Genomic DNA, 25,245 nt, shown 5'->3' on the forward strand with positions numbered 1-25,245 from the left:
TCCCTATTTTCGTGGCATGCCCTTCTGCCGCAAAAGTCGTTTTTGCGCGGCAATCCGGAACGGCGCATTAGGAGCGCCGTAACCGGAATAACCATCGCGCCGTTCCACAATTTCAAAGAACATACCGCCAGCGAAGGGCCTGGAGTAAAACTGGTAGAATGAACCGTCTGCGTCCTCGTCATAGAGGATATTCCCTGCCTTCAACTGGGCCAGCTTGTCCGGGTCAAGGTCAAAACGGGCTGCGAGATCAGCATAGTAGTTGTCCGACATCGGCAGTGGTTTGAAACCCAGCTTGGCCATCGCGGCGCTGGTTGCGAAGATATCGCCGCTTGCCAGTGCGATATGCTGGACGGACGCGCCAAAGCTATCCGCGAGGAAGCCTCCGGCCATTGTGCGGTGCGTTTCCGCGCCGTTCAGCGTGATGCGAAACCCGCCATCCGGCGTTTCAAGCGCCTGACTGCGCACAAGGCCATCCGGATCGACCACATCGACCATGGGTGATTTCTGCATCCGGAAAAGCGTCGTATAGAACAAGGACCAGCTGAGCATTTCGTCATAGCTCATCGTTTGCGCCAGATGGTCGATACGCGTCAGGCCTGCGTCGGCTGGTTCACCTGCGTTCTGCGTGAATTCGACAGACCAGACATCATTCAGCCCGGAGGTCTCGTCGATAAAGTGCAACACACTGCCACTCAGGCCACGGATCGCCGGAATATCAAGCTCGCCTGGGCCAACCGATTGTTTGAAAGTATCAGCGCCAAGAAGCTGCGCACGATCTACGGTGTTGCCGGCGTCATCAACCGAAATTCCGACATCGCAAACGGTCGTGCCATGCACAGTGTAGGCACTGCTGGCATAGCCGGTGGTTTCCCGGTTCACGACGATACGGATATCGCCTTGGGTCCAAAGCGCCAGTTTCTTTGCGATGTGGGTGCCGGAATGCCGGAACCCGAGGGTTCTGAGCATCGCTTCAAGCGCATCAGCCTCATCGCTGCGTGTCGCAAATTCCACGAATGACACGCCGCCAACGGTGGCGCGCGCGGGCATCATGGGTGCATCATCTGTCGCTGCGGGTTCGATGCGCCGCACATCATCCATCAAGGCAACAAGCGATCGGTAACCATCCTTCGCGATCGTCTTGGGCTGCCCGCCGCGGAACTGGTCGTTGAAGATTTCGAGCGAGATTGGCCCTGCGTATCCCGTGGCCATGACGGCCCTCATGAAGTCGGTGACAGCAAGATCGCCTTCGCCCGGCATATTGCGGAAGTGACGGGACCAATAAAGCAGGTCCATCTCGATCAAGGGGGCATCGGCCAGCTGAACGAAGAAGATTTTGTCGCCCGGAATGCGCCGGATCGTTTCGGGGTCGATCTTGCGGGCCAGCGTGTGGAAACTGTCGAGGATCAGGCCGACGTTTTCGTGGTCAGCCCGTCTGACAATTTCCCAGGCGTCCCGGTGGTCGTTGACATGACGCCCCCAAGCCAAGGCCTCGTACCCGACACGCAAACCGCGCTTTGCCGCGCGGTCGCCTAGTTCCGCAAAATCATTGGCAGCGCGGTCAATCCCGCCAAGGGCTTGCGGATGGCAGCTTGAGCAAACCAGAACAAGATCGGTGCCCAATTCCTGCATCAGATCGAATTTGCGTTCCGCGCGATCGAACGCCTTGACCCGCAGGGGTTCTGGCAGGCCTTCGAAATCGCGAAACGGCTGGAACAGCGTGATTTCCAGACCCATCGAGCGGATCAGGTCACCCACTTCGCGCGGTTTTCCATCGTGGGCGATGAAGTCCTGTTCGAAGATTTCGATACCATCGAAGCCCGCGGCCGCAATTGCTTCCAGCTTTTCGACGAGGTTGCCAGAGATTGATACCGTGGCGATGGAGGTTTTCATATGTCGTCCCCTTGGATCGCAGCCCGCAGCGCCGCATGGTCGATTTCTAGACCAGTGAAGATATTCCAAGCATCAACGCCCTGGGCGAAAAACAATTCGTAGCCTGAAATCACAGTGAGGCCAGCGCGCTCTGCATCCTGCAAAAATTGTGTATCGACTGGCGTATAGACTGCGTCAAAAGCCCAAGCAGCGCCCCGCATCGCATCAGCAGGCAATGGCGATCCGCCAATGCCAACCATTCCCAGGGGCGTGCAATTGATGATCCCGTCCGCACCGTCAGCGGCGCCAACCGCGTCACCTGACACCTCGATCCGCGTTTCTGACCCGAGCGCTGCCAGTGCGTCCGCCAGACTTGCCGCCTTGGCAGGATCGAGATCGACGCAACGGATGGCCTGCGCGCCCAACCCAATCAGGCCAAAGGCAACCGCTTTGCCGACGCCGCCGGTCCCGATCAGACAGACCACACCCGGTGGCTCTGTGCCGCGCACCGACCGGTAGGCATTCATGAACCCGGTATAGTCGGTATTGAACCCCTTGGGACCATCGGCATCGAACACAACCGTGTTGACGGCACCAATTGCCCGAACCAGCGGGTCAATCACAGTCACCATTGAGGTCACCACCTCCTTGTAAGGATATGTGACGTTGATGCCGCGGTAGCCCGATGTCCGTGCCTTTTCGAAAACTTCTTCGAAAGACAGCCCCATGTCTTTCGGGATCATGCGGTCGTAGGTAACCTTTTGGTCCGTCAGGCTTCCCGCCGTGCGGTGCAGTCGCGGGGACTTCGATCGGGTGATGTTGTCACCTATCAATCCCAGTTTGAAGCTCTTGGTTGCAGCTGAGGTCATGACGGCACCCTTTTGAATAGGCGGTTCTTCATTGCGGTCCAAACCGGCGTTTGACTGACGAAGATCAAGATCACTGCAACGAACAGAACCAGGGACAACGGGCTGGTGAAAATGCCCTCGAAGAAGCGACCCAGATCTTCGCGTTCCGAGATGATCGCCCGCCGCCAGTTGTCATCAAGCAGGCGCGACAGGATCACGCCCAGAATGACAGGACCAAGCGGATAGCCATAGTGGCGCATGAAATACCCGAAGACGCCAAAGCCGAGCATCCAGTAGACATCGGTGATCGAGTTGTTCACCGCATAAGCCCCCACAATCGAAAGCAGCAGGATCAGCGGAATGATGATCGGGCGGGGCATTTCCACGATCTTGGTGAAGATCTTGATGCCTGTCAGGCCGAAGATCAGCATGAACACATTGGCTGTGAGCAGTGCGCCGACGATGAACCAGAACATGTCGGGCTGATCGACCATCAACATCGGTCCGGGGTTGAGGCCGTGGATAAACAGCGCTCCGATCATGATTGCCGTCACAGCATCGCCGGGGATGCCAAGCGTCATCATAGGGATGAACGCCCCGCCCACGGCGGCGTTATTGGCGGTCTCGGGAGCCACAAGGCCTTCCATCGCGCCTTCACCGAAGGGCACTTCGGGGTCTTTGGTCACGCGTTTGGCGTGGTCATAGGCCATCAGTGCCGCGATATCGCCACCCGTACCGGGCAATGCGCCGATGATTACCCCGATGGACGAGGTTTGCAGCGATAGGGGCAGGTATTTCTTGACCGTCCCGAACGAAGGCACGATGCGGTCGATCTTTTGGCGGACCGATTTCATATTGACGTTCTGAAGTTGTTGCAGTGCCTCGGAGACGCCGAACATCCCGATCATCACGGCGATGAAGGAAATCCCGCCTTCCATGATCTTGAAATCGAAGGTGAAGCGTTCGGCGAATGTCAGCGGGTCACGGCCGATCGCGCCGATAGCGATACCGAAAGCCCCTGCGAAGATGCCCTTGACGAGCGAACCGCTCGAAAGCGAGCCGACGAGCAGGATGCCGAGGACGGCGAGCAACATGTAGTCGCGCGGCTGGAACGTGAGGGCGAACTCGGACACGAAGGGGGCCGCCAGCGCCAATACCAGAATGCCGATCAGCCCGCCGAAAAAGGACATGACCGTGGTGACGCCGATGGCTTGGCCCGCTTCGCCCTTTTTCGCCATTGGGTAGCCATCCATCGCAGTGGCAATGGCCGACGGCGCGCCCGGGATGTTGAGCAGGATCGCCGTGCGCGAGCCACCATAGACGCCGCCCATGTAGATGCCCACCATAAGCGAGATCGCAGGCAGTACGTCCCACGAGAAGGTGAAGGAAATCAGGATCGACACGGCCATCGTGACTGAAAGGCCGGGGATCGCGCCGATATAGATGCCTGCGAAGGTGCCGACCCCGACCAGCAGCAACAGTTGCGGCTGGGAAAAGACAGTAAAAATTGCGAGGATGGTTTCCATGATCAGCCCTTTCCCGACAGAAGGTTGCGGAAAATCTGGATAAACTCGGCCTCGGGGACGATGCCCGCAGGCAAAAGCACGGTGAACACGATGCGGAACACCAGCCAGATCACCAGCAGAGACACGAAGGCGATGGTCAGCGAATAGCCCCAGCTTTTACGGGACAAAAGCTTGAAGGCCGCGACCAGAAAGAGGGCGGCGGTGGGCAGGAACCCCAACGGCTTCAACAGCGCGCCGAACGCGATCAGGAAGCCCACGAAGATGATGACCATCACGGGCAGAATGTCTTTGGCGAGCGTCTCGCTCGCGACTTTGGGCAGCTTCGCGGTGCGCACAGCTACCACAAGCGCCGAAATCACCATCACCAAACTCGTCGCCATCGGAACTGAACCCGGAGACGAGAGCGCCTTGAACCCCGAGATGCCATAGGCGCTGTAGAGCAGGCCAAGGCTCGCCACGGTCAGAAAGATCGCAAAGCCAAGCTCACCCGGTCTGCGTTTTTCGACGTAGCCACCCGGAACCGCGTCCGAAGTACCGTCGTGATGGTCGATATCACCTCTGAAATCAGGATCCATGATCCGCCTCCTCCCGTTGTGTGATCCAGGCTCCTCCCTGGAACGAAAAGACGCCGCCCTGCGGTGGGCATGGGCGGCGTCCTTGGTCGGGCGGCCCCGTGTGGCCACCCGTTCAGTCAACTATTCGCTCACTCGCCTGGGCGCGCGATGCCGAACTCTTCGGGCGATGCTTGGGTCAGGCCCGCATCGTCGAGCAGCCAAGCCGTGCCCTGCTGCCACTTGGTCAGGAAGTCTGTGGCCTCTTGGCCGCTGATGTTCATCATGGTGAAGCCGCGACCATCCATCAGATCGACGAACTCTTGGTTCTCGGCAGCCGTTGCATAAGCAGCGGTCAAAGCCTCAACCACGTCATCGGGCGTGCCGTTCTTGACGAAAACGCCAAAGAAGGGGCCCCATGGCAGGTAGGTCGCGTAGGCAGCGTTTGCATCTGTTGCGATCTGCACATCGGGAAGCGTGGCGTTGGTTGCGGTATCGAAGATCAGGATCGGCTTCATGTTGCCAGCGCGAACGCCTTCGATTGCAGCACCCAGAACGGCGGGCATCACATCAATCGCGCCACCCTGTAGAGCGGTTAGCGCAGGGCCGTCGCCGTCGTAAGGAACGGCGATCACGTCCAGCTCGCCCTCAACGGTGTTCATCATCGCGGTGATGACCGAAGGCAAGCCGCCGGGGCCTGTTGCGCCCATCTTCAACTCGCCCGGGTTTTCGGCGATGTAGGACAACATACCAGCATAATCATCGAACGGCGCGTCGACGTTAGCGACAAGCATCGGTGTGCCGCGGGCCAGAAGGTTGATCGGCGTAAACGCGGTATAATCTTCGTCGCCCAGACCCATAATTTTGTAGAGCATCGGGTTCTCGGCGCCCATCAACAGGGTGTAGCCGTCAGCTTCGGCATCGACGACGTAGTTAAGCGCGATTGCGCCAACCGCGCCTGTCATGTTCTGCATGACGATCGTTCCGCCAAGTGCTTCTTCGGCATGCGGGGTAACGGACCGCATTACAGTATCGGTCGAGCCGCCGGCGCCCCACTGGATGATGCCCTGAATTTCTTTTGCAGGGTATTCTTGTGCGGTTGCTACGGTTGCGCTCAGGCCAAGCGCAACAATTGCGCCAATCAGTTTCCGAGACATCTCTGTCCTCCCTAGGTGTTTTCCAGCCAACGATTCGCTCCTCGTCTCGCCGGTCGTATCTCTTTATGTACCCATGGGTTAATTTGTCAAATAAAATGTACCCAGAGGTTAAATTTATGCTATCCCGATACCAGAATCGAATGACACAAGAGGCATGCAGGATGGATGGAAGCGCGGAAAGCCCGGCCAACAAGCGCAAGACTTCGTGGAAGAAAGATCCGGAGGCCGTCAAGGAGAACATCTTGACGATCGCGACCGAGGAGTTTGCGGCACACGGCCTATCCGGCGCAAACATCAACGAGATCGCACGCAGGACATCGACCTCCAAACGGATGATCTACTACTACTTCGGTGACAAGGAGGGACTTTATTGTGCGGTTCTCGAAGGGGTCTATGGCTCTTTGCGCCGCAGCGAAGATCTTCTGGACGTGGCGGGGCTGGAACCGGTGCAGGCTTTGCGACGGTTGGTTGAAGCAACATTCGATGCGCACGCGAATGCGCCCCACTTTATCCGCCTCGTAATGATCGAGAATATCCATAACGGCGACTACCTGCGGAAGTCGGACATCGTGCCCACGTTGAACCGATCCATCATCGACAAGCTTGAAGAAGTCTGTGCGCGGGGAAAGGCGCAAGGGCTGTTCCGAAAAGGCGCGGACGCGCTTGAGCTGCACTGGCTTATCAGTTCATTCAGCTTCTACAACGTGTCGAACAAGGCCACCTTTTCGGCCTCGTTTGGAAACTCGATCTTTTCAAAGGCACGTCAGGCAATCCTTAAAGAGCGAGCGACGGATATGATCCTGGCCGCTGTTGTCATTGGACATGAACCACAATCCTGGAACTGACATGGACCTGCGAGAGACGTGCGATCTTGTGGTGATCGGCTCTGGTGCGGCCGGTCTGTCGGCGGCAGTCACTGGAGCGCATCATGGATTGAAGGTCGTTCTTCTCGAAAAAGCGCCTGTACTTGGTGGCACAACTGCCTGGTCGGGCGGGTGGATCTGGGCACCGCGCAATCCGCTGGCGGTGCGGGATGGGATTATCGAAGATATCGACGCCCCGCGCCGATATCTGGCCCAGGTGCTGGCAAACAATTTCGACGCGGAAAAGGTGGATGCCTTCCTGACCGCAGCACCGGAAATGGTCGGTTTCTTTGAAGGCCAAACCGCGCTTGAATTCGAAAGCGGCACCCATATTCCCGACACCTACAGTCAATTGGATGACGCAGGTCAGGGTGGGCGTTCGGTAATTGCGGCGCCGTTTGATGGGCGAAACCTTGGCGCGGACATCGCGTTGTTGCGTAGGCCACTGCCCGAAACGGCCTTTATGGGTATGACCATTCAGGCAGGTTCAGATCTGCGCGCCTTCATGACGATGACCCGTTCGGTGCATGCGTTCGGATATGTGGCCAAACGCTTCGCGCGCCACCTCTATGATTTGGCGCGGTACGGGCGCGGGATGCAGCTGCGCAACGGCAATGCGCTGGTTGCGCGGCTGATGGCCTCGGCGCGCGCGACAGGGGTCGACATGCGGACGGGCATGACGGTCAGCGACTTGCTGCATGATGGTGAAAAGGTGACCGGGGTGGTGGTGCAGGATGCGGCCCGCGCTTATGAAATCTCGGCCCGCAACGGGGTAGTCTTGGCAACAGGCGGTGCCCCGCATGACAAAGCGCGGCTGGCCCCATTGTCACGGGGCGGGCTGCCACCCCGCACGCTGGCGACCCCCTACAGCACAGGTTCGGGTGCCAGCCTTGCCGAGGCGGTGGGCGCGGTTTTCGACACCTCCGTCGCGGCGGCATCAGCCTATTGCCCTGTGTCAGAGGTGCCGCAGCGCGATGGTACGGTGGCGCTCTTCCCGCATATCATCGAACGCGGCAAGCCGGGGATCATCGGTGTGCTGCAAAACGGCAAACGCTTCTGCAACGAAGGCAACGGTTACCACGACTATGTGGCCGCTATGCTAAATGAGACACCCGAGGGCGAGGAGCCGCAATCATGGTTGATCTGCACTGAGGGTTTCCAGCGCCGCTATGGCTTGGGCATCTCACGGCCCAGCCCCTTGCCCGTGGGGCCTTATCTGCGGTCGGGCTATATCAAGTCGGGCGCTACGATCGCGCAACTGGCCAAAGCCTGCGGGATTGATCCTGCGGGGTTGGAGGCGACGCTCACCGCATATAACGCCGCCGCTCATCGGGGCGAAGATCCCGCTTACGGGCGGGGCAGCACGGCGTACAACCGCCTTCAGGGCGATAGCGGCCACGGCCCGAACCCCTGCGTTGCTCCCATCGAAAAAGGACCGTTCTATGCGGTGCGCGTGGTCGCGGGCAGCTTTGGCACCTTCGCGGGTATCAAGACCAACGCACATGCACAGGCACTGCGGGCGGACGGGACCATGATCGACGGGCTCTATGCGGCGGGTGCGGATATGGCGAGCGTGATGGGCGGGCATTATCCTGCAGGCGGGATCAATATTGGCCCTGCAATGACGTTCGGATTTATTGCAGGCAGACATGCGGCGAAGGGGATGTGATGCGACCGATATCACTGGCACATCTGACGTTCCTGAATTTGTCGCCGCCGGAGCTTATCCACCTCGCTGCCGACGCAGGTTTCGCCTCAGTCGGCCTACGGTTGATTGCCGTCACCCCAACCACTCCCGGCTATCCGCTGATGGACGACCCGCATATGATGCGCGAGACACTGGCGGCGATGCGTGCCACAGGTGTCTCGGTCAATGACATAGAATTCGTGCGCCTGACGCCGGCATTTGACGCTTCTGCAATGGATCCGTTTCTGTCAGCGGGAGCTGAACTTGGGGCCAAGTATATCGTGACCGCCCCCTATGATCTCGACCTCGACAGGCTCGCTGACAATCTGGCGCAGTTCGCTGAACGTGCTGCCCGTTTCAACATGTCGCCTGTGCTTGAGTTCTTTCCATGGACGAATGTTCCGGACCTAAACTCGGCGCTCAATGTCGTTGCACGAACGCAGGATCCGCATATCGGTGTTCTTCTTGATACGCTGCACTTTGACCGATCTGCCAGCCGTTTGAGCGATATTGCAAAGGCCGATCCGAGCCGCCTGCCATTTATTCACCTGTGCGATGCGATGGTGATGCCTCAATATTCCGAAGAGGCGCTGCTGCACACAGCGCGCGAGGCGCGTCTGATCCCCGGGCAGGGTCAGATCCGGCTTGGTGCCATTCTTGCGCAGTTGCCCCCGGACATTCAGATCGCTTTGGAAATTCCCCTAGTCAATGTAGCCGAAAATCAATCGCAAATCGAATTTGCTAAAAAGATGTTGGCAACAACGCGCGCCCTGTTGGCGAAGAATCCGTCAAATTGATCTGCGGGGCCATCAGGTGCTGAGTAATAATATTACACAAAATTAACTCTGCTCCGATCAGTAACGTCTGCTTTGGGGAAGCGCATTGCAGCATGGACTCTTGCGATGGAGGTCCGCTAAGGGCCATTAGTGAGAACCTATGCGACGCATCGATGGCAGATGCTGCGCCGCATTCTGGGGCTGTAGTGATCCCAATCCAACCGATGCTGCAAGATGCACGAACGTCAGCAATGGCAAGAAATGCCTAATGCGGCCACCGATGTTAACCCGAAAATTTGGCAAGCATTCCGGAAACAATTCTGAATCGTTTCCTCCAAACTCAATCAGCGATCGATTGTGTCCATATCTTTTGAGCGACCCGACGGGTCTTGTTTCATGGCATCCCTTAGGATTGCATGGACTTCCCATCTCTTATGGAGTTTCGCGTAATCGGCTGGTTGACGGGGCGAATACTCGTCGTCCCAAGCCAGCGGGTCCGCGCCGCAAAGCAGCAAATGCTGCACTACCGAAGGAGATGACCACATTGCAGCAGTGTGCAAAACTGTTTCAGCCAATGTAGCAGTTAAATTGATTTCGGCCCCAGCCTTAAGAAGCATATCAATTAGCTTAATCGTCAGGCTCGCTGCATCTTTATCGTTCAGTTTTTCAACGATCTTGCTGTCGTTCTCGACTTGCAAGATAGACTTCAGGGCGGTGAAACCGTCTTCGTCAACATAGTTGACCTGCGGATTCTTACTCAGCACCCACGCCACTGCATCTGGGTTATGGCTATCGATGGCATTGGTTAACCAGCGCCTGCCAAGCCAGCCATCGGTGCCACAAGGAAATGGACTACCCTTGGCAAGCTCATCAAGACGAGAAATATTTCCAGTGCGAAATGCCTCATACGCAGCCTCAAAATTCTGAATTACAAATTCTTCAATGTCGGACATCTGCTGGGCCCTATGGATTTCTCGGTTCTCTGCACAGCCTGTCATAGCACGCTCATCTTCACCCCTAAATGCCGAAAGCATGATCTCAAAATGGGAATTCAGCTGGGAATCTCACACTTTCCTATAGCGGTCTTTGGAGAATTTGCGACGAGCGGCGGCTTCGTCCCGCGTTGTGTGATTTCACGCAAACCTAGATATTGCGCCCTCAGTGAACAGCAGGTTCGACGGGCCGCTTCGCGGCATCTCGAGGTTAGGTTGAGTGTCCGGAATGGGCCGCAACCCGCAGTCCTAAACCGCCGTGCTCACCTTCCCAAAAACCGCCCGGCCTCTTTGCGGGCGAAGGGTTTCATGGCGTCTCCGTGTTGGTCCAGAAACGCGATCACGCGGGGGGCGTCGTGTTTGGAGAAATCGCGCAGCCACCAGGCGATGGCCTTTTGGATGAACCAGTCTCGGTCGGGCACGTAAGATGCCGCCCAGCCAAGCACGCGGTCGCGGATCTCGAGATCCTCGGGTTTGGGGTTGTTCTGTTTGGTCCAGGGCAGGGTGATCACCAGTGCCGCGCGGCGGGTCCACATGTGATTGGACCTTGTCCAGGGCTCCACATCGTCGATCCGTGAGGGATCGGCCACCAGCCGTTTCTGTCCGGCCATGCAGGCGTGATCGGCGATGGCCCAGCTGTCGAAATCGGGCACCCAGCTTTGGATCAGGGACCAGGCGGCGTCATCCGGGCGGATGCGGGCCTGGGTCAGCAGTTTGGCGGCGGCCAGACGCGCCTCGTAGATATTCGTCTGCCACAGGGCATCGGCCAGTGCGACGCGCTGGTCCACGCTCAGACCGCTGCGCCATTCCTTGACCAGATCATTGATCTGCGGGTTGGACAGGCCCAGGTATTGCCGGTCCACCTTGTGATAGGCGGCCATGCCTTTTGCCCGTTCGGGATCGGCAAGCGATTTGAGCTGGTCGAGATAAGGGGAGGGCATGGGCAATCCGTTCGCTGTTTTCACTGCCAGCATAAGGCGGTCTTTCCTCGGTACAAGTTCACTGATACGACGTGCCAGCAATTGCAGGAGAGCGGAATGCACGTTTTCAAAGGCTTTGAAAGAGCGGCGAAGAAACTGGTGCCGGAAACTTGGCGGAAGTACTTTCGTGCATCCCGGTATGAGTTGCTGATACAGCGCAGAGCGCCGGTTGACCTGATCGTACATGTGGGCGCGCATTGGGGCGAAGACGTTGCATTCTATGAAAGCTGTGGCGCCGAGTTTGTGTTGTGGATTGAGGCCGATCCCGACAGCCATGCCGAACTGGCACGTCGCATGGCCCTGCGCAGCGGGCCAACGCGGCATCTGACGGAATGTGCGCTGGTGTCAGCATCCGACAATGAAACGCTGAGTTTTCATCGTTTTAAAGGCAACGGGGTGTCGTCATCGGTCCATCGCGAGACGGACGCGCTGAAGAAACGGTTTCCAAATGCTGGTGAAAGTGGCGAGGTTCTTGAGATGCGTACAAGCAGCCTGCCAGAAATTCTGGCGCGGCATGGTATCGACGTGACCGCAGCTGAAAATCCGATGCTGGCGGTGGACGTGCAAGGACACGAATTTGAAGTGCTCAAAGGACTGGGCGAGGGGCTGCGCCAGTTTGCCATGTGCAAATGCGAGGTCAGCCGCGTGCCTTTCTATGAAGGAGGCGCGGCGTTTCAGGATGTCGATGCCCATATGAAAACGCAGGGTTTTCGGCTGGCCTCACATCTTTACATGCAGGTTCCGCGCCATGGTGATGTTCTTTATGTGCGCCAGTAGCTGACCGGTCAGTCCGCGCCGACCACGCCGGTCGGTTTGCCGTCAATCGTTTCGTTGTTCTTTTCGACCCAATAGGCTCGCAGTTCATCGTCGGATTTGCTTTCCACCCATTTCTGCATGGTGTCGCGTTCACAGACGTAATCCATGAAGGGCACGGCGTAGCCGCAGGAGGTTTGCACCATGTCGACGTCGACATCGAAAATCTGCCGGGCGCTGCGATGGGGCGGGAAATGGGGGGCCAGATCGGCCCAGTTCGCATCGGTGGGGTGCAGCGTGCGCGCGGTTCCGAAACAGCGCAGGATCAGCGGCTGGGTGGTGAAGGAACACCACATCAGCGTCATGCGCGGATGTTCAAGCAGGTGGCCGGCGGTTTCATTGCCGGACCCGGTCAGGTTCATCCAGATGATCCGGTTTGACCCCAGAATGCGCAGGGACTCCATACCCTTGGGCGAAATGTTGACCCGCCCGTCCGGCCCTGCCGAGCCGGAAAAGAACATGTGCTGTGCTTCGATGAATTTCTGGTGCTGCGTTTCGATCCGGTCAAATTGCTTGGCCATATCTCATTCCACCGTCACGGATTTGGCAAGGTTGCGGGGCTGGTCCACGTCGGTGCCCTTGGCCACCGCCGTGTGATAGGCCAGCAATTGCGCAGGCACGGCATAGAGGATCGGGGAGAGCACAGGGTTGACCTGTGGCATGCGGATGGTCGACCAGACGCCGTCCTTAGCCTCGGCGATGCCGGCATCGTCCGAGATCAGCACCACCTTGCCCTTGCGGGCCATCACCTCTTGCATGTTGGACACGGTCTTGTCGAACAGCCCGTCGCGCGGGGCCATGACGACCACGGGCATATGTTTGTCGATCAGGGCGATGGGCCCATGTTTAAGCTCGCCTGACGCGTAGGCCTCGGCATGAATATAGCTGATCTCTTTCAGCTTGAGCGCACCTTCGAGAGCGAGCGGATACATCACGCCCCGCCCCAGAAACAGCACATCGCGCGCCTCGCTCAGGCGCTGGGCGGCGCGTTTGATTTCGTCTTCTTCGTCCAGCGCCGCGTTCAGCAGGGCCGGGATGCCGCGCAGGGCCGAGACATGATCGGCGATTTCCTCGGCGGGAAGGGTGCCCCGGTCGGCGGCGGCCTTCAGCGCCAGCATCAGCAGGACCGACAGCTGGCAGGTAAACGCCTTGGTTGAGGCGACGCCGATTTCGACCCCTGCATAGATCGGCAGGGCCAGATCGCTTTCGCGGGCGATGGAGCTTTCGGGGACGTTGACGACCGACACGATCTGATCGGCCTTTTCGGTGCAATAGCGCAGGGCGGCCAGCGTGTCCGCGGTTTCGCCTGACTGGCTGACGAACAGCGCCAGCGTGCCTTCGGTGATGGGCGGTTCGCGATAGCGGAACTCTGAGGCGACATCGACCTCGACTGGCAGTTGGGCCAGTTGTTCGAACCAGTATTTCGCGGTCAGGCAGGCATAGTAGGCCGTGCCACAGGCCACCATGGTCAGACGTTGGACCTTGGTGAAATCGATGCCTTTGCCGGGCAGTTTCACGTCGGTTCCGCCCGCGGGCAGGTAATGATTGATCGCTTCGCCGATCACCTTGGGCTGTTCCGCGATTTCCTTGGCCATGAAGTGTTTGTGCCCGTCCTTGTCGATCCGGGCGGCGCTGAGCTTGATCTTTTTCACCGGCCGGTTGGCCAGTTCTCCGTTCGCGTCGCGGATTTCAACGCTGGTGCGGGTGATGACGGCGCAATCGCCTTCTTCGAGGTAGGTGATCTTGTCGGTCAGGGGGGACAGCGCAATCGCGTCGCTGCCGACGAACATTTCACCATCCCCATGCCCAATCGCCAGCGGCGAGCCTTTGCGCGCGGCGATGATCAGGTCCTCTTCGCCCTCGAACAGGAAGGCCAGGGCAAAGGCCCCGTCCAGCCGTTCGAGCGTCTTGAACACGGCCTCGGAGGGGGAGGCGCCGGATTGCAGGTAGTGCTGGGCCAGCAGGGCGATGGTTTCGGTGTCGGTATCGGTGGAAAAACTGATCCCGGACTCGGCCAGTTCGGCGCGCAATTCGCGAAAGTTTTCGATGATGCCGTTATGCACCACGGCGACCGATCCGGCACGGTGGGGGTGGGCATTCTTGACCGACGGTGCGCCGTGAGTGGCCCAGCGGGTGTGTCCGATGCCGGATTTGCCCGGCAGCGGGTCGTGCACCAGAAGGTCGCTGAGATTGACCAGTTTCCCGACCGCGCGGCGGCGGTCCAGCGCGCCATTGTTGATCGTGGCGATCCCGGCGCTGTCATAGCCGCGATATTCCAGCCGCTTGAGCGCTTCGACAAGGATTGGGGCCGCTTCGTGGTTTCCCAGAACCCCTACAATTCCGCACATTATGACTGACCTTTTTGTAATTTGGCCTTTTTGGCCCTTAAAATGTCGAACAGTTTCCGCGCCCGGCCGGGTTTGTTTTCCTGCTTGGTGCGCGCCACGGCCAATGCGTCGTCTTCAATATCGCGGGTAATCACCGATCCGGTGGCCGTCATCGCGCCGTTGCCGACGGTGACGGGGGCGACCAGCATCGTGTTCGACCCGATGAAGGCCCCCGCGCCGATCGTGGTCTTGTGCTTCATGAAACCGTCGTAATTACAGGTGATCGTCCCCGCGCCGATGTTGGACTTTTCACCGATCTGGGCGTCCCCGATATAGCTGAGGTGGTTCACCTTTGCTCCGGCTTCGATCTGGGCGTTCTTGATCTCGACGAAATTGCCGACGCGGGTGTTTTCGGCCAGTTCGGCACCGGGGCGCAGGCGGGCATAGGGGCCGATCACCGCACCACGGCTGACGTGGCACCCTTCGAGATGGGAAAAGGCGCGGATGGTGGCGCCGCTTTCGACGGTGACGTCAGGACCAAAGACCACGTTGGGCTCGACCACCGTGTCGCGTCCGATGATCGTGTCAAACGCCAAGTAAACCGTTTCGGGGGCCATCAGCGTAACGCCGTCCTCCAGCAATGCGGCCCGGGCGCGGGACTGAAACACCGCATCTGCCGCGGCCAGGTCGGCGCGGGAGTTCACGCCCAGCGTTTCGGATTCATCACAGGCGATGGCGGTGACCGACAGACCCTGCGCACCGGCAATCTCGACGATATCGGTCAGATAATATTCGCCCGAGGCATTGTCGTTGCCGACCTTGGACAGCAGATCAAACAGGGTGACCGCGTCGCAGGCCAGAAGGCCCGAGTTGCAAAAGGTGATGGCGCGCTGGTCGTCGGTGGCGTCCTTGAACTCGACAATGCGGTCAAGCGTGTCACCTGTCATCACAAGGCGGCCATAGCGGGCGGGATCGGCGGCCTCGAACCCCAGGATCACCACATCATGATGTGCACGGGCGGCGACCATCCGTTCCAGCGTTTCAGGCTGCAGGAACGGGGTGTCGCCATAAAGCACGACGACATCGCCCGTGAACCCGTCAAGCGCAGCGCGCGCCTGATCGACCGCATGGGCGGTGCCCAGCTGTTCGGTCTGCATCACGACCTCGGCGGTTTCGTCGATGTCGCGCGCGGCGGCGGCGACCAGGTCGCCCTCGTGGCCCGCAACGATCACGGTGCGGGACGGGTCAAGCGCACGTCCGGCGCGCATGGCATGGGCCAGCATCGGGGCCTGTGCGATCGGGTGCAGAACCTTGGGCAGGTCCGAATTCATCCGTGTGCCTTTGCCTGCGGCCAGGATGACGAGGGCAATGTCCATCAGTTTTCTCTTTGTATTTTAATTCCGCCCGTTTTATCCGCTGGATACGGCGGCGCAAGCGGCTGAACGATCAAACAAGGTTGCATGTTGCAACTTCATCGGGCGAAAACATGCCGAAACGGGGGTATCTCTTGCGCACAGTCATCTTTGATCTGGACGGAACGCTGGCCGATACATCGGGCGATCTGATCGCGGCGGCGAACGTTTGTTTCCGCGACATGGGGCTGGGGGATGTGCTGAACCCGGCCACGGATGCGGGCATTGCGCTGCGCGGCGGGCGGATGATGCTGACCCGCGGGCTGGAACGTCTGGACCGTTATGACGCGGCAGTGGTGGATCAATACTATCCCATCCTGCTCGAGGCCTATTCGCGCGATATCGACAGGCACACGGTGATCTATCCCGGTGCCATGGAGGCGGTCGAGACGTTGAAAACCCAAGGATATGGCGTGGGCATCTGCACCAACAAGCCCGAACGCCTGGCCGAGGAACTGCTGGCCCGGCTGGGGGTGCGGGACGCGTTTGCCTCGATGGTGGGAGCCGATACGCTGCCGGTGCGCAAACCCGACCCCGAACCCCTGCGCGAAGCGGCGCGGCGGGCGGGGGGCGATCCGGACATGTGCGTTCTGATCGGGGATTCCGATACCGACCGCAACACGGCGCGCGCGGCCGGGGTGCCATCGGTTCTGGTCACGTTCGGGCCGTCGGGCGCGGATATGGCCGCGCTTGAGCCCGAGGCCCTGTTGCACCGGTTCGATGATCTGCCCGGGGTGGTGGCCGGGTTGATCGGCTGAGGTACAAGCAGGCTTGACCGCTCTGGACCGGCACCGCACAAGTATTTCATGAGCGAGACATTCAAAGGCAGTTTCACCCAGCAGGAACCCATCCCCGAAGAGGGGATTGAGGCGGCGCTGAAGGTCATGCGATCGGGACGGTTGCACCGCTATAACGTGGCCGCCGGCGAAATCAGCGAAACGGCCCTGTTGGAACAGGAATTCGCCGCGCTGACGGGGGCGAAATACTGTGTCGCCGTCGCCTCGGGCGGGTATGCGATGGCCACGACGCTGCGCGCAGCGGGCGTGGGACCGGGGGACCGGGTGTTGTCCAACGCCTTCACGCTGGCCCCGGTGCCGGGGGCGATTGCCAGCCTGGGCGCGGTGCCGGTGTTCGTTGGGGTCACCGAAGAATTGACTATCGATCTGGACGATCTGGCGTCCAAGGCGGATCGCGCCGATGTTCTGCTGCTGAGCCATATGCGCGGGCATATCTGCGACATGGACCGGCTGATGCAGATTTGCAATGGCGCAGGGATAAAAGTGATCGAGGATTGCGCCCACACCATGGGGGCCGCGTGGAAGGGCACCCCGTCGGGGCGGCACGGGATTGCCGGGGCATTTTCCTGTCAGACCTATAAACACGTCAATTCGGGCGAGGGCGGGTTCCTGATCACGGATGACGAGGAACTAGCGGCGCGCGCGGTCATGCTATCGGGCTCCTACATGCTGTATGAGAGGCATCTGGCAGCACCGGGGCCAGAGGTATTTGAGCGGTTAAAATACGTCACGCCGAATATCTCGGGGCGGATGGACAACCTGCGCGCGGCGATCCTGCGGCCCCAGTTGCGGGCGCTGGACGAACAGGTGGCGCGCTGGAACGACCGGTATCGCGCGCTTGAGGATGGGTTGCGCGACACCCCCGGCCTGCGGTTGATCGACCGTCCCGAGGCTGAGCAATTTGTCGGGTCCTCGATCCAGTTCCTGCTGCTCGACTGGGCCGCGGACCGGGTACAGGACGTGCTGCGCCGCTGTGCCGCCCGGGGCGTTGAGCTCAAATGGTTCGGCGGGGCCGAGCCGGTGGCGTTTACGTCGCGCTATGACAGTTGGCGCTATGTTGAAAGTGAACCGATGCCCGCAAGTGACCGGATCCTGGCCGGGATCGTGGATATGCGGGTGCCATTGACCTTTTCGCTGGAAGATTGCGCCCTGATCGCCCGTATCATCCGCGCCGAGGTGAGCGCGGTTTTTCAGGGCGGGGCGGCACCAAGCTGAACCGTGGATAGTAATTTGTTGTGATTGCATACCCGATGAAGAAACGCCTGATTGTCCTGATGTTTGTAGTGATCCTGGGCATTCCGATCGGATATTTCGGACGTAGTGCCATGGAGCCGGAGTTTGATCGGGTATCCGAAGCCATTGCCTTGTCCGAGAAATACTGCGTGCCTTTTGCAGGGGGGAATCTGATTGCCCCGGAGCCGCCACTGGTTCGTTTGGAAAAACAGGGCGGGGACGTGTGGGCCGATCCGCAAACACGGTTCATAGTCAACATTTCCGGTCGGACCTGTTCAGTCCGTGATATTCTAGACCTTATGAATGTTGACGAACGAATGGCATTTCAAACGGCAGCAATTAGAATTGTCGAAGATGAGTTTCCCATGTTGCAGGTCGATACCACCCACGGTGTTGATACTTGGGATTTATTCATGAATTGGGATCAGTACCCGCGTGATGACCCGCGCCGTTGGGGCATTTCGCTGTATCGGTTTTCCGAAAGCGGAGGGACATCGGAAACGGCTCTTTCCGTTTCGTTCTTGTCCAGACAGCATTCAGACAGACAATTGAAAGAGTTGGGCGCTGATTGATCCGACTTACCCCCCCGGGTGGATGCCTTTTCTGTCTTCTTCTGAGGCTTTGTTTTCCAGCACCTCGAATCCAGCTGCTTGACCGATCTAGACTCGCGGCGTAGTATTTGAACAGTTGTTCAATAAATCGGGGAGGGGACGCCGTCATGTTTTCAGCGACCATGCAATTTGATCTGGGCGAGGATGTGAACGCGCTGCGCGAGATGGTGCACCGCTGGGCGCAGGAACGGGTGCGCCCGATGGCGGCAGACATCGACAAGAGCAATGACTTTCCCGCCGATCTCTGGCGTGAAATGGGGGAGTTGGGGTTGCTCGGCATTACCGTGTCCGAGGAATATGGCGGGGCGGGCATGTCCTACCTTGCTCATACGGTCGCTGTGGAAGAGGTGGCACGGGCAAGTGCCTCGGTATCGCTGTCTTATGGGGCCCATTCCAACCTGTGTGTGAACCAGATCAAGCTGAACGGCACGCAGGAGCAGAAGTCCAAATACCTGCCCAAGCTGATTTCGGGCGAGCATGTGGGCGCCCTGGCCATGTCCGAGGCGGGGGCCGGATCGGACGTGGTGTCGATGAAGCTGCGCGCGGAAAAGCGCAACGATCATTACCGCCTGAATGGCAACAAATACTGGATCACCAATGGGCCGGATGCGGACACTTTGGTGGTTTATGCCAAGACTGACCCGGAGGCTGGCAGCAAGGGTATGACCGCGTTCCTGATCGAAAAGGACTTCAAGGGGTTCAGCACCTCGCCCCATTTCGACAAACTGGGCATGCGCGGATCAAACACCGCCGAGCTGATTTTCGAGGACGTCGAGGTGCCGTTCGAAAACGTGCTGGGCGAAGAGGGTAAAGGCGTTCAGGTCCTGATGTCGGGGCTGGATTATGAACGTGTGGTTCTGGCCGGGATCGGGACCGGGATCATGGCGTCCTGCATGGATGAAATCATGCCCTATATGGCCGAGCGCAAGCAGTTCGGCAAACCGATCGGGAGTTTCCAGTTGATGCAGGGCAAGATTGCCGACATGTACACGGCGATGAATTCGGCGCGCGCCTATGTCTACGAGGTGGCCAAGGCTTGTGATCGGGGCGACGTGACCCGGCAGGATGCGGCGGCGTGCTGTCTCTATGCCTCGGAGGCCGCGATGACCCAGGCGCATCAGGCGGTGCAGGCGATGGGCGGGGCCGGGTTCCTGAACGATGCCCCCGTGGCGCGGATCTTCCGCGATGCCAAGCTGATGGAAATTGGCGCAGGCACCAGCGAAATCCGCCGCATGCTGGTGGGGCGTGAATTGATGGGGTCGATGGGGTGAGCCATCCCTTACCCGGATTGGGCAGGGACGGGCATTGGGAGGTGCCCGACCGCCTGAATATGGCGGGCCAGTGTTTGAGCTGGCCCGACGACCGGGTTGCGATAATTGATCTGACGGGGCCATCGCGGCGCGATGTGACCTATGGCGCGCTGGGCGAAATGGTTGACGGGCTGGCCCGCCGCCTGATGCGTGAGGTCGTGCCGGGGGACCGGGTGGGCGTGCTGCTCAGCCAGTCACCCTGGTGCGCGGCGGCGCATCTGGCGATCTGGAAAATCGGCGCGATTTCAGTGCCTTTGTTCAAACTGTTCAAGCAGGATGCGCTGCGCAGCCGGGTCGGAGACGCGGGTGCGAAGCTGGTTCTGACCGATCCCGAAGGCGCGGCATTGCTGGGTGATCTGGCGGTTCCGTTGATGGCCGACCAGGTGGGCGAAGACGGCCCGCCCGTGCCCTTTGCCGATACAGGCCCCGAGGATCCGGCGGTTCTGATCTATACCAGCGGGACGACCGGCACGCCCAAGGGCGCGCTGCACGGGCATCGGGTGCTGACCGGGCATTTGCCGGGTGTGGCGATGAGCCATGATCATCTGGGCCAACCGGGGGATTGCCTGTGGACGCCAGCCGACTGGGCCTGGATCGGGGGGCTGTTCGATGTGCTGATGCCGGGCCTTGCGCTGGGCGTGCCGGTGGTGGCCGGGCGGATGGAGAAATTCACGCCCGAAGGCTGCGCCGACATCATCGCACGCGGACAGGTGCGCAACGTGTTCTTTCCGCCCACGGCGCTGCGGATGCTGAAGGCGTCGGATGTGGCGTTGCCGGGGTTGCGGTCTGTTGCGTCGGGGGGCGAGCCGCTGGGCGCGGAAATGCTGGCCTGGGGGCGGCGGGCCTTTGACCTCGATATCAATGAATTCTACGGGCAGACCGAATGCAACATGGTGGCGTCAAGCTGCGGTGTGGATTTCCCGGCCCGGCCCGGATGCATTGGCAAGGCGGTGCCGGGGCATGAGGTTGCGGTGATTGACGCGGCGGGCAATCCGACGGCTGACGAGGGCGATGTGGCCATCCGGCGCGGATCGGCCAGCATGATGCTGGAATACTGGAACCGGCCCGAGGCGACGGCGGAAAAGTTTCGCAGCGACTGGCTGATCACCGGGGATCGGGGCATCTGGGATGGCGACTATCTCCGCTTTGTCGGGCGCGAGGACGACGTGATCACCTCGGCCGGATACCGCATCGGCCCGGCTGAGATCGAAGATTGCCTGCTGACCCATCCGGGCGTGGCAACGGTGGGCGTGGTGGGCAAGCCCGACCCGCTAAGGACCGAGATCGTGAAGGCCTATGTGGTGCGCAAACACGGCGCGGATGTGAGCGCCCGGGAGTTGCAGGATTGGGTTAAGGAGCGGCTGGCAAGCTATTCCTACCCAAGGGAAATATCGTTTTTGGATGCATTGCCGATGACAGTGACGGGCAAGGTGATCCGCAAAGAGCTCAGGGCACGGGCGGCAGCCGAACAGGAGAATGTGAAATGAAACTGACATCCAAGGCATTGCCATCCTCGGAGGGCTTTCAACAGAACCGCGCCGCGCATCTTGAGGCGCTGGACACCATCCGGGAAGCGGCCGAGGCCGCTGCGGCGGGCGGTGGTGAAAAGTCCCGCGCGCGGCATGTGAGCCGGGGCAAGATGCTGCCGCGTGAACGGGTGGCGAACCTGCTGGACCCGGGCTCGCCCTTTCTTGAGGTTGGCGCGACGGCGGCGCACGGGATGTATGGTGGCGCCGCCCCCTGTGCCGGTGTGATCGCGGGCGTCGGGCAGGTTCACGGGCAGGAGGTCATGGTCGTCTGCAACGATGCCACCGTGAAGGGCGGCACCTATTACCCGATGACGGTGAAAAAACACCTGCGCGCTCAGGAAATTGCCGAACAGAACCATTTGCCCTGTGTCTACCTTGTGGACAGCGGCGGGGCGAACCTGCCCAATCAGGATGAGGTGTTCCCCGATCGCGACCATTTCGGGCGTATCTTCTTCAATCAGGCGAACATGAGCGCCAAGGGCATTCCCCAGATCGCCGTGGTGATGGGGTCATGTACCGCCGGGGGCGCCTATGTGCCTGCGATGTCGGATGTGACGATCATCGTCAAGGAACAGGGCACGATTTTCCTGGCCGGTCCGCCGCTGGTCAAGGCCGCGACAGGCGAGGTGGTGAGCGCCGAGGATCTGGGCGGGGGCGATGTGCACACGCGCCTGTCGGGCGTTGCCGATTATCTGGCTGAGGATGACACCCATGCGCTGGCCCTTGCGCGGCGTGCGGTGGCGGGTCTGAACCGGACGCGGCCCCAGACGGTTGACTGGGCCAGCCCCGAAGAACCGGCTTATGACCCCGAGGAAATCCTGGGCGTTGTGCCTGGAGATTTGCGCACGCCTTATGACATCCGCGAGGTCATCGCCCGGCTGGTGGACGGATCGCGCTTTGACGAGTTCAAGGCGCGGTTCGGTGAAACGCTGGTCACGGGATTTGCCCATGTGCGCGGTTGCCCGGTGGGGATCATCGCCAACAACGGCGTGCTGTTTTCGGAATCCGCGCAGAAGGGCGCGCATTTTGTCGAACTGTGCAGCCAGCGCAATATCCCATTGGTTTTCCTGCAGAATATCACCGGCTTCATGGTGGGGCAGAAGTATGAATCGCAAGGGATTGCGCGTCATGGCGCCAAGATGGTGACGGCCGTGGCCGCAACCAAGGTGCCCAAGGTGACGATGCTGGTCGGCGGGTCCTATGGCGCGGGCAACTACGGCATGTGCGGGCGCGCCTATAGCCCCCGGTTCCTGTGGACCTGGCCCAACAGCCGGATTTCGGTGATGGGGGGCGAACAGGCCGCTGGCGTCTTGGCCACCGTCAAACGTGACGGGATCGAACGGGCCGGCGGCACCTGGTCGCCCGAGGAGGAGGCCGAGTTCAAACGCCCGACGCTGGAGATGTTCGAAGAACAGAGCCACCCGCTTTATGCCAGCGCGCGCCTGTGGGACGATGGGATCATCGACCCGCGCAAGTCGCGCGATGTGCTGGCCCTGTCGCTGAGTGCCGCGCTGAACGCGCCCATCGAGCCGACGAAGTTCGGCGTTTTCCGGATGTGAGGAGATAACATGGCACAGTCATTGCAGCAGATCATCGACGCCAACCCGGAGGCGGAAACCTTCCGCTTCGGGGACAGTCCCGAACTCTGCGCGGAAATCCTCGCGCTGGTGCGCAGCGGGCAAAAGACCGGCACCTGCGAGGCGGTCTCGGCCTATGGCAAGGGCGGCGATGCATGGCCCGAACCGGGCCGCCGCGATGTCGCGCTCAACTGGGACGGAACACCCGCCCTGATGATCGAAACGGTCGAGGTGAAAACGCGCAGGTTTTGCGACATGGACGCCGAATTTGTCGCCGCACAGGGCGAATTCCGCGATCTGGACCACTGGCGCGCGGGATATGAGGCCTATTTCCGGCGCGCGGGCACCTTTTCACCGGATATGAAGCTGATGTGCGAACGGTTCAGAATGATAGAGGACTACGCCTGATGTTTGATACGATCCTGATTGCGAACCGGGGCGAGATTGCCTGCCGGGTCATGGAAACGGCGCAGGCCATGGGCGTGCGCTGCGTCGCGGTCTATTCCGATGCGGATGCGGGCGCCAAGCATGTGCAGATGGCCGATGAGGCGGTGCATATCGGCGGGGCGGCCCCGGCGGACAGTTATCTGCGCGGGGATGCGATCATCCAGGCGGCGCTGAAGACCGGCGCGCAGGCGATCCACCCGGGGTATGGCTTCCTGTCGGAAAACCCCGAATTCGTCGAGGCCGTCGTGGCCGCGGGGCTGGTATTCATCGGGCCCAGTGCGGATGCGATCCGGTCCATGGGGCTGAAAGATGCGGCCAAGGCATTGATGGAAAAGGCCGGTGTGCCGGTTGTGCCGGGCTATCACGGAAGCAATCAGGACCCCGAGCATCTGTCGGGCGCGGCGGATGCGATTGGCTATCCTGTCCTGATCAAGGCCGTCGCTGGTGGCGGCGGCAAGGGCATGCGTCTGGTCGAGCAGGCCAAGGATTTCGCCGCCGCGCTGGACAGTGCGCGGGGCGAGGCGAAAACCGCGTTCGGCAACACGGATGTTCTGGTTGAAAAATACGTCGGCAAGCCGCGCCATATCGAGGTGCAGGTCTTTGGCGATGGCACCCATGCGGTGCATCTGTTTGAACGCGACTGTTCGCTGCAACGCCGTCATCAGAAGGTGATCGAAGAGGCCCCGGCGCCGGGCATGTCCGAGGATATGCGCGACACCATGGGCCAGGCGGCTGTGCGCGCGGCCGAGGCGATCGGCTATTCCGGGGCGGGGACGGTGGAATTCATCGTTGACGCCAGCGAGGGGCTGCGCGCGGACCGGTTCTATTTCATGGAGATGAACACGCGCCTTCAGGTCGAGCACCCGGTGACCGAGGCGATCACCGGCGTTGATCTGGTGGAATGGCAGTTGCGCGTGGCCGCGGGCGAGCCGCTGCCCAAGCAGCAAGACGAGCTGTCGATCACCGGCCATGCGTTTGAGGCCCGGCTTTACGCCGAGGATGTGCCCAAGGGGTTCCTGCCCGCGACCGGAACGCTGACGCATCTGGCCTTCCCGCAGGGATGCCGCGCCGACAGCGGCGTGCGCGCGGGTGACACGATTAGCCCGTGGTACGATCCGATGATCGCCAAGGTCATCGTGCATGGACCCACGCGGGATGTGGCGCTGTCGCGCCTGTCGCGCGCGCTGCGCGAAACGCAGGTGGGGGGCACCGTGACGAACCTTGCTTTTCTCGGTGCGCTCGCCGGGCATAACGGGTTTGGCGCGGGCGACGTGGATACCGGGCTGATCGCGCGCGATCTGGATGCGCTGGTGGTTGAACCCCGGCCCCGGGCCTGCCATGCGGTGGCCGCCGCCATGGCCGCGCTGGGCGTCGGGCAGGGCACCTGGGCACAGGGGTTTTCCCTGTGGGCGCCGCTGAAACAGAGCGTGACACTGGACTGGCAGGACACCCCGATCATGGTGAGCCTGAGCGCACAGGGGCCGGACGCGCAGGCTTGGCAGGTCGATGACACGTTGGTCGAGGCGCGCCGGGTGGGCGGCTGTTGGATGCTGGATGGCACCGCCGCCCCCGAGGTTGCTGTTGCGGGAGCGCGGCTGAGCGTGTTTGATGACTATGGGCTTCAGTTTCAGGTGCTGGATCCGCTGGACCGCGCCGCGGGGCAGGTGGGCGATGGCAACCTGATCGAGGCACCAATGCCCGGGCTGGTCAAATCGGTGCATGCCGAGGTGGGGCAGAGCGTGGCACAGGGGGACCGTCTGGCCGTTCTTGAGGCGATGAAGATGGAGCATTCCCTGTTGGCCGAACGCGATGGTGTGGTGGCCGAGGTGTTGGCGCAGGCCGGGGCACAGGTTGAGGCCGGGGCCGCCCTTGTGCGGTTGGAGCCAGAGGACGACTGATCCTTCCCCGTTTGGGGTGGGGCATGAAAACAGGGGAGAGCG

Annotated in this window: 22 protein-coding genes; 12 read left to right on the forward strand and 10 right to left on the reverse strand. The window is 60.6% G+C overall.

Translation table 11 applies throughout. The features are described 5' to 3' along the window. Positions 1 to 3 precede the first annotated feature (3 nt). The 5 genes from ACXYMO_RS12250 to ACXYMO_RS12270 all read right to left on the reverse strand — a co-directional run bounded on the left by ACXYMO_RS12250 (position 4) and on the right by ACXYMO_RS12270 (position 5,981). Positions 4 to 1,890, reverse strand: coding sequence for a bifunctional sugar phosphate isomerase/epimerase/4-hydroxyphenylpyruvate dioxygenase family protein (locus ACXYMO_RS12250; RefSeq protein ID WP_458878969.1), 1,887 nt, complete (start codon positions 1,888 to 1,890; stop codon positions 4 to 6). Then, positions 1,887 to 2,738: a shikimate dehydrogenase family protein gene (locus tag ACXYMO_RS12255; RefSeq protein ID WP_458879083.1), complete on the reverse strand. Its 852-nt coding sequence runs from the start codon at positions 2,736 to 2,738 to the stop codon at positions 1,887 to 1,889. Before ACXYMO_RS12255 ends, ACXYMO_RS12250 begins: the two co-directional genes overlap by 4 nt. Beyond that, entirely contained in the window at positions 2,735 to 4,243 is a 1,509-nt protein-coding gene (locus ACXYMO_RS12260) for a tripartite tricarboxylate transporter permease (RefSeq protein WP_458878970.1), read from the reverse strand. Before ACXYMO_RS12260 ends, ACXYMO_RS12255 begins: the two co-directional genes overlap by 4 nt. 2 nt (positions 4,244 to 4,245) lie before the next feature. Then, a complete protein-coding gene (locus ACXYMO_RS12265) occupies positions 4,246 to 4,818 on the reverse strand; it encodes a tripartite tricarboxylate transporter TctB family protein (RefSeq protein ID WP_458878971.1) in 573 nt (190 codons plus the stop codon). A 128-nt stretch (positions 4,819 to 4,946) separates the two neighbouring features. Continuing rightward, positions 4,947 to 5,981, reverse strand: a complete 1,035-nt coding sequence (locus tag ACXYMO_RS12270) for a Bug family tripartite tricarboxylate transporter substrate binding protein (RefSeq protein ID WP_458878972.1) — start codon at positions 5,979 to 5,981, stop codon at positions 4,947 to 4,949. Between the two features lie 110 nt (positions 5,982 to 6,091). On the opposite strand from ACXYMO_RS12270, the gene ACXYMO_RS12275 reads away from it, so the two are divergent. Genes ACXYMO_RS12275 through ACXYMO_RS12285 form a run of 3 tightly spaced genes read left to right on the forward strand, consistent with a single transcriptional unit; the run spans position 6,092 to position 9,298 of the window. After that, complete coding sequence (locus ACXYMO_RS12275) at positions 6,092 to 6,796, forward strand: TetR/AcrR family transcriptional regulator (RefSeq protein ID WP_458878973.1); 705 nt, start codon at positions 6,092 to 6,094, stop codon at positions 6,794 to 6,796. 1 nt (position 6,797) lies between these two features. Next, on the forward strand, positions 6,798 to 8,483 hold the full coding sequence (locus tag ACXYMO_RS12280) for an FAD-dependent oxidoreductase (RefSeq protein ID WP_458878974.1): 1,686 nt from the start codon (positions 6,798 to 6,800) through the stop codon (positions 8,481 to 8,483). Continuing rightward, on the forward strand, positions 8,483 to 9,298 hold the full coding sequence (locus tag ACXYMO_RS12285) for a sugar phosphate isomerase/epimerase family protein (protein WP_458878975.1): 816 nt from the start codon (positions 8,483 to 8,485) through the stop codon (positions 9,296 to 9,298). Before ACXYMO_RS12280 ends, ACXYMO_RS12285 begins: the two co-directional genes overlap by 1 nt. Before the next feature lie 323 nt (positions 9,299 to 9,621). On the opposite strand, the gene ACXYMO_RS12290 is transcribed toward ACXYMO_RS12285, so the two are convergent. Together ACXYMO_RS12290 and ACXYMO_RS12295 are read right to left on the reverse strand one after the other, a co-directional pair. Next, positions 9,622 to 10,230, reverse strand: a complete 609-nt coding sequence (locus tag ACXYMO_RS12290; protein ID WP_458878976.1) for an ankyrin repeat domain-containing protein — start codon at positions 10,228 to 10,230, stop codon at positions 9,622 to 9,624. A gap of 302 nt (positions 10,231 to 10,532) precedes the next feature. Further along, positions 10,533 to 11,210, reverse strand: a complete 678-nt coding sequence (locus ACXYMO_RS12295) for a DNA alkylation repair protein (protein ID WP_458878977.1) — start codon at positions 11,208 to 11,210, stop codon at positions 10,533 to 10,535. A 96-nt stretch (positions 11,211 to 11,306) separates the two neighbouring features. Between ACXYMO_RS12295 and ACXYMO_RS12300 the strand changes: the two genes are divergently transcribed. Continuing rightward, entirely contained in the window at positions 11,307 to 12,026 is a 720-nt protein-coding gene (locus ACXYMO_RS12300) for an FkbM family methyltransferase (protein ID WP_458878978.1), read from the forward strand. 8 nt (positions 12,027 to 12,034) lie between these two features. Here the strand turns inward: ACXYMO_RS12300 and ACXYMO_RS12305 are convergent, their stop codons facing one another. From ACXYMO_RS12305 to glmU, 3 genes are read right to left on the reverse strand one after another with little or no spacing between them, the layout of a single operon-like run. Next, positions 12,035 to 12,583: a pyridoxamine 5'-phosphate oxidase family protein gene (locus ACXYMO_RS12305; RefSeq protein ID WP_458878979.1), complete on the reverse strand. Its 549-nt coding sequence runs from the start codon at positions 12,581 to 12,583 to the stop codon at positions 12,035 to 12,037. Positions 12,584 to 12,586: 3 nt separating this feature from the next. After that, on the reverse strand, positions 12,587 to 14,410 hold the full coding sequence (gene glmS, locus ACXYMO_RS12310) for a glutamine--fructose-6-phosphate transaminase (isomerizing) (protein WP_458878980.1): 1,824 nt from the start codon (positions 14,408 to 14,410) through the stop codon (positions 12,587 to 12,589). Further along, a complete protein-coding gene (gene glmU, locus ACXYMO_RS12315; RefSeq protein ID WP_458878981.1) occupies positions 14,410 to 15,765 on the reverse strand; it encodes a bifunctional UDP-N-acetylglucosamine diphosphorylase/glucosamine-1-phosphate N-acetyltransferase GlmU in 1,356 nt (451 codons plus the stop codon). Before glmU ends, glmS begins: the two co-directional genes overlap by 1 nt. A gap of 131 nt (positions 15,766 to 15,896) precedes the next feature. Between glmU and ACXYMO_RS12320 the strand changes: the two genes are divergently transcribed. The 8 genes from ACXYMO_RS12320 (at position 15,897) to ACXYMO_RS12355 (ending at position 25,203) form a co-directional block, all read left to right on the forward strand. After that, positions 15,897 to 16,559 (forward strand): HAD-IA family hydrolase, encoded by a 663-nt coding sequence (locus ACXYMO_RS12320; RefSeq protein WP_458879084.1) that lies wholly within the window; start codon positions 15,897 to 15,899, stop codon positions 16,557 to 16,559. 48 nt (positions 16,560 to 16,607) lie between these two features. Beyond that, on the forward strand, positions 16,608 to 17,813 hold the full coding sequence (locus ACXYMO_RS12325; RefSeq protein ID WP_458878982.1) for a DegT/DnrJ/EryC1/StrS family aminotransferase: 1,206 nt from the start codon (positions 16,608 to 16,610) through the stop codon (positions 17,811 to 17,813). A 35-nt stretch (positions 17,814 to 17,848) separates the two neighbouring features. After that, positions 17,849 to 18,403 carry a hypothetical protein gene (locus tag ACXYMO_RS12330; RefSeq protein ID WP_458878983.1) on the forward strand — a complete coding sequence of 185 codons (555 nt, stop codon included), beginning with the start codon at positions 17,849 to 17,851 and terminating at the stop codon, positions 18,401 to 18,403. 146 nt (positions 18,404 to 18,549) lie between these two features. Next, positions 18,550 to 19,713: an isovaleryl-CoA dehydrogenase gene (locus ACXYMO_RS12335; protein WP_458878984.1), complete on the forward strand. Its 1,164-nt coding sequence runs from the start codon at positions 18,550 to 18,552 to the stop codon at positions 19,711 to 19,713. A gap of 59 nt (positions 19,714 to 19,772) precedes the next feature. Next, positions 19,773 to 21,239 (forward strand): AMP-binding protein, encoded by a 1,467-nt coding sequence (locus ACXYMO_RS12340; protein WP_458879085.1) that lies wholly within the window; start codon positions 19,773 to 19,775, stop codon positions 21,237 to 21,239. Continuing rightward, positions 21,236 to 22,840 (forward strand): carboxyl transferase domain-containing protein, encoded by a 1,605-nt coding sequence (locus ACXYMO_RS12345; RefSeq protein WP_458878985.1) that lies wholly within the window; start codon positions 21,236 to 21,238, stop codon positions 22,838 to 22,840. Before ACXYMO_RS12340 ends, ACXYMO_RS12345 begins: the two co-directional genes overlap by 4 nt. A gap of 9 nt (positions 22,841 to 22,849) precedes the next feature. Next, on the forward strand, positions 22,850 to 23,266 hold the full coding sequence (locus ACXYMO_RS12350) for an ASCH domain-containing protein (RefSeq protein WP_458878986.1): 417 nt from the start codon (positions 22,850 to 22,852) through the stop codon (positions 23,264 to 23,266). Beyond that, on the forward strand, positions 23,266 to 25,203 hold the full coding sequence (locus ACXYMO_RS12355) for an acetyl/propionyl/methylcrotonyl-CoA carboxylase subunit alpha (RefSeq protein WP_458878987.1): 1,938 nt from the start codon (positions 23,266 to 23,268) through the stop codon (positions 25,201 to 25,203). Before ACXYMO_RS12350 ends, ACXYMO_RS12355 begins: the two co-directional genes overlap by 1 nt. Positions 25,204 to 25,245: the final 42 nt, after the last annotated feature.

It is taken from the genome of Arenibacterium sp. CAU 1754, assembly GCF_054482635.1.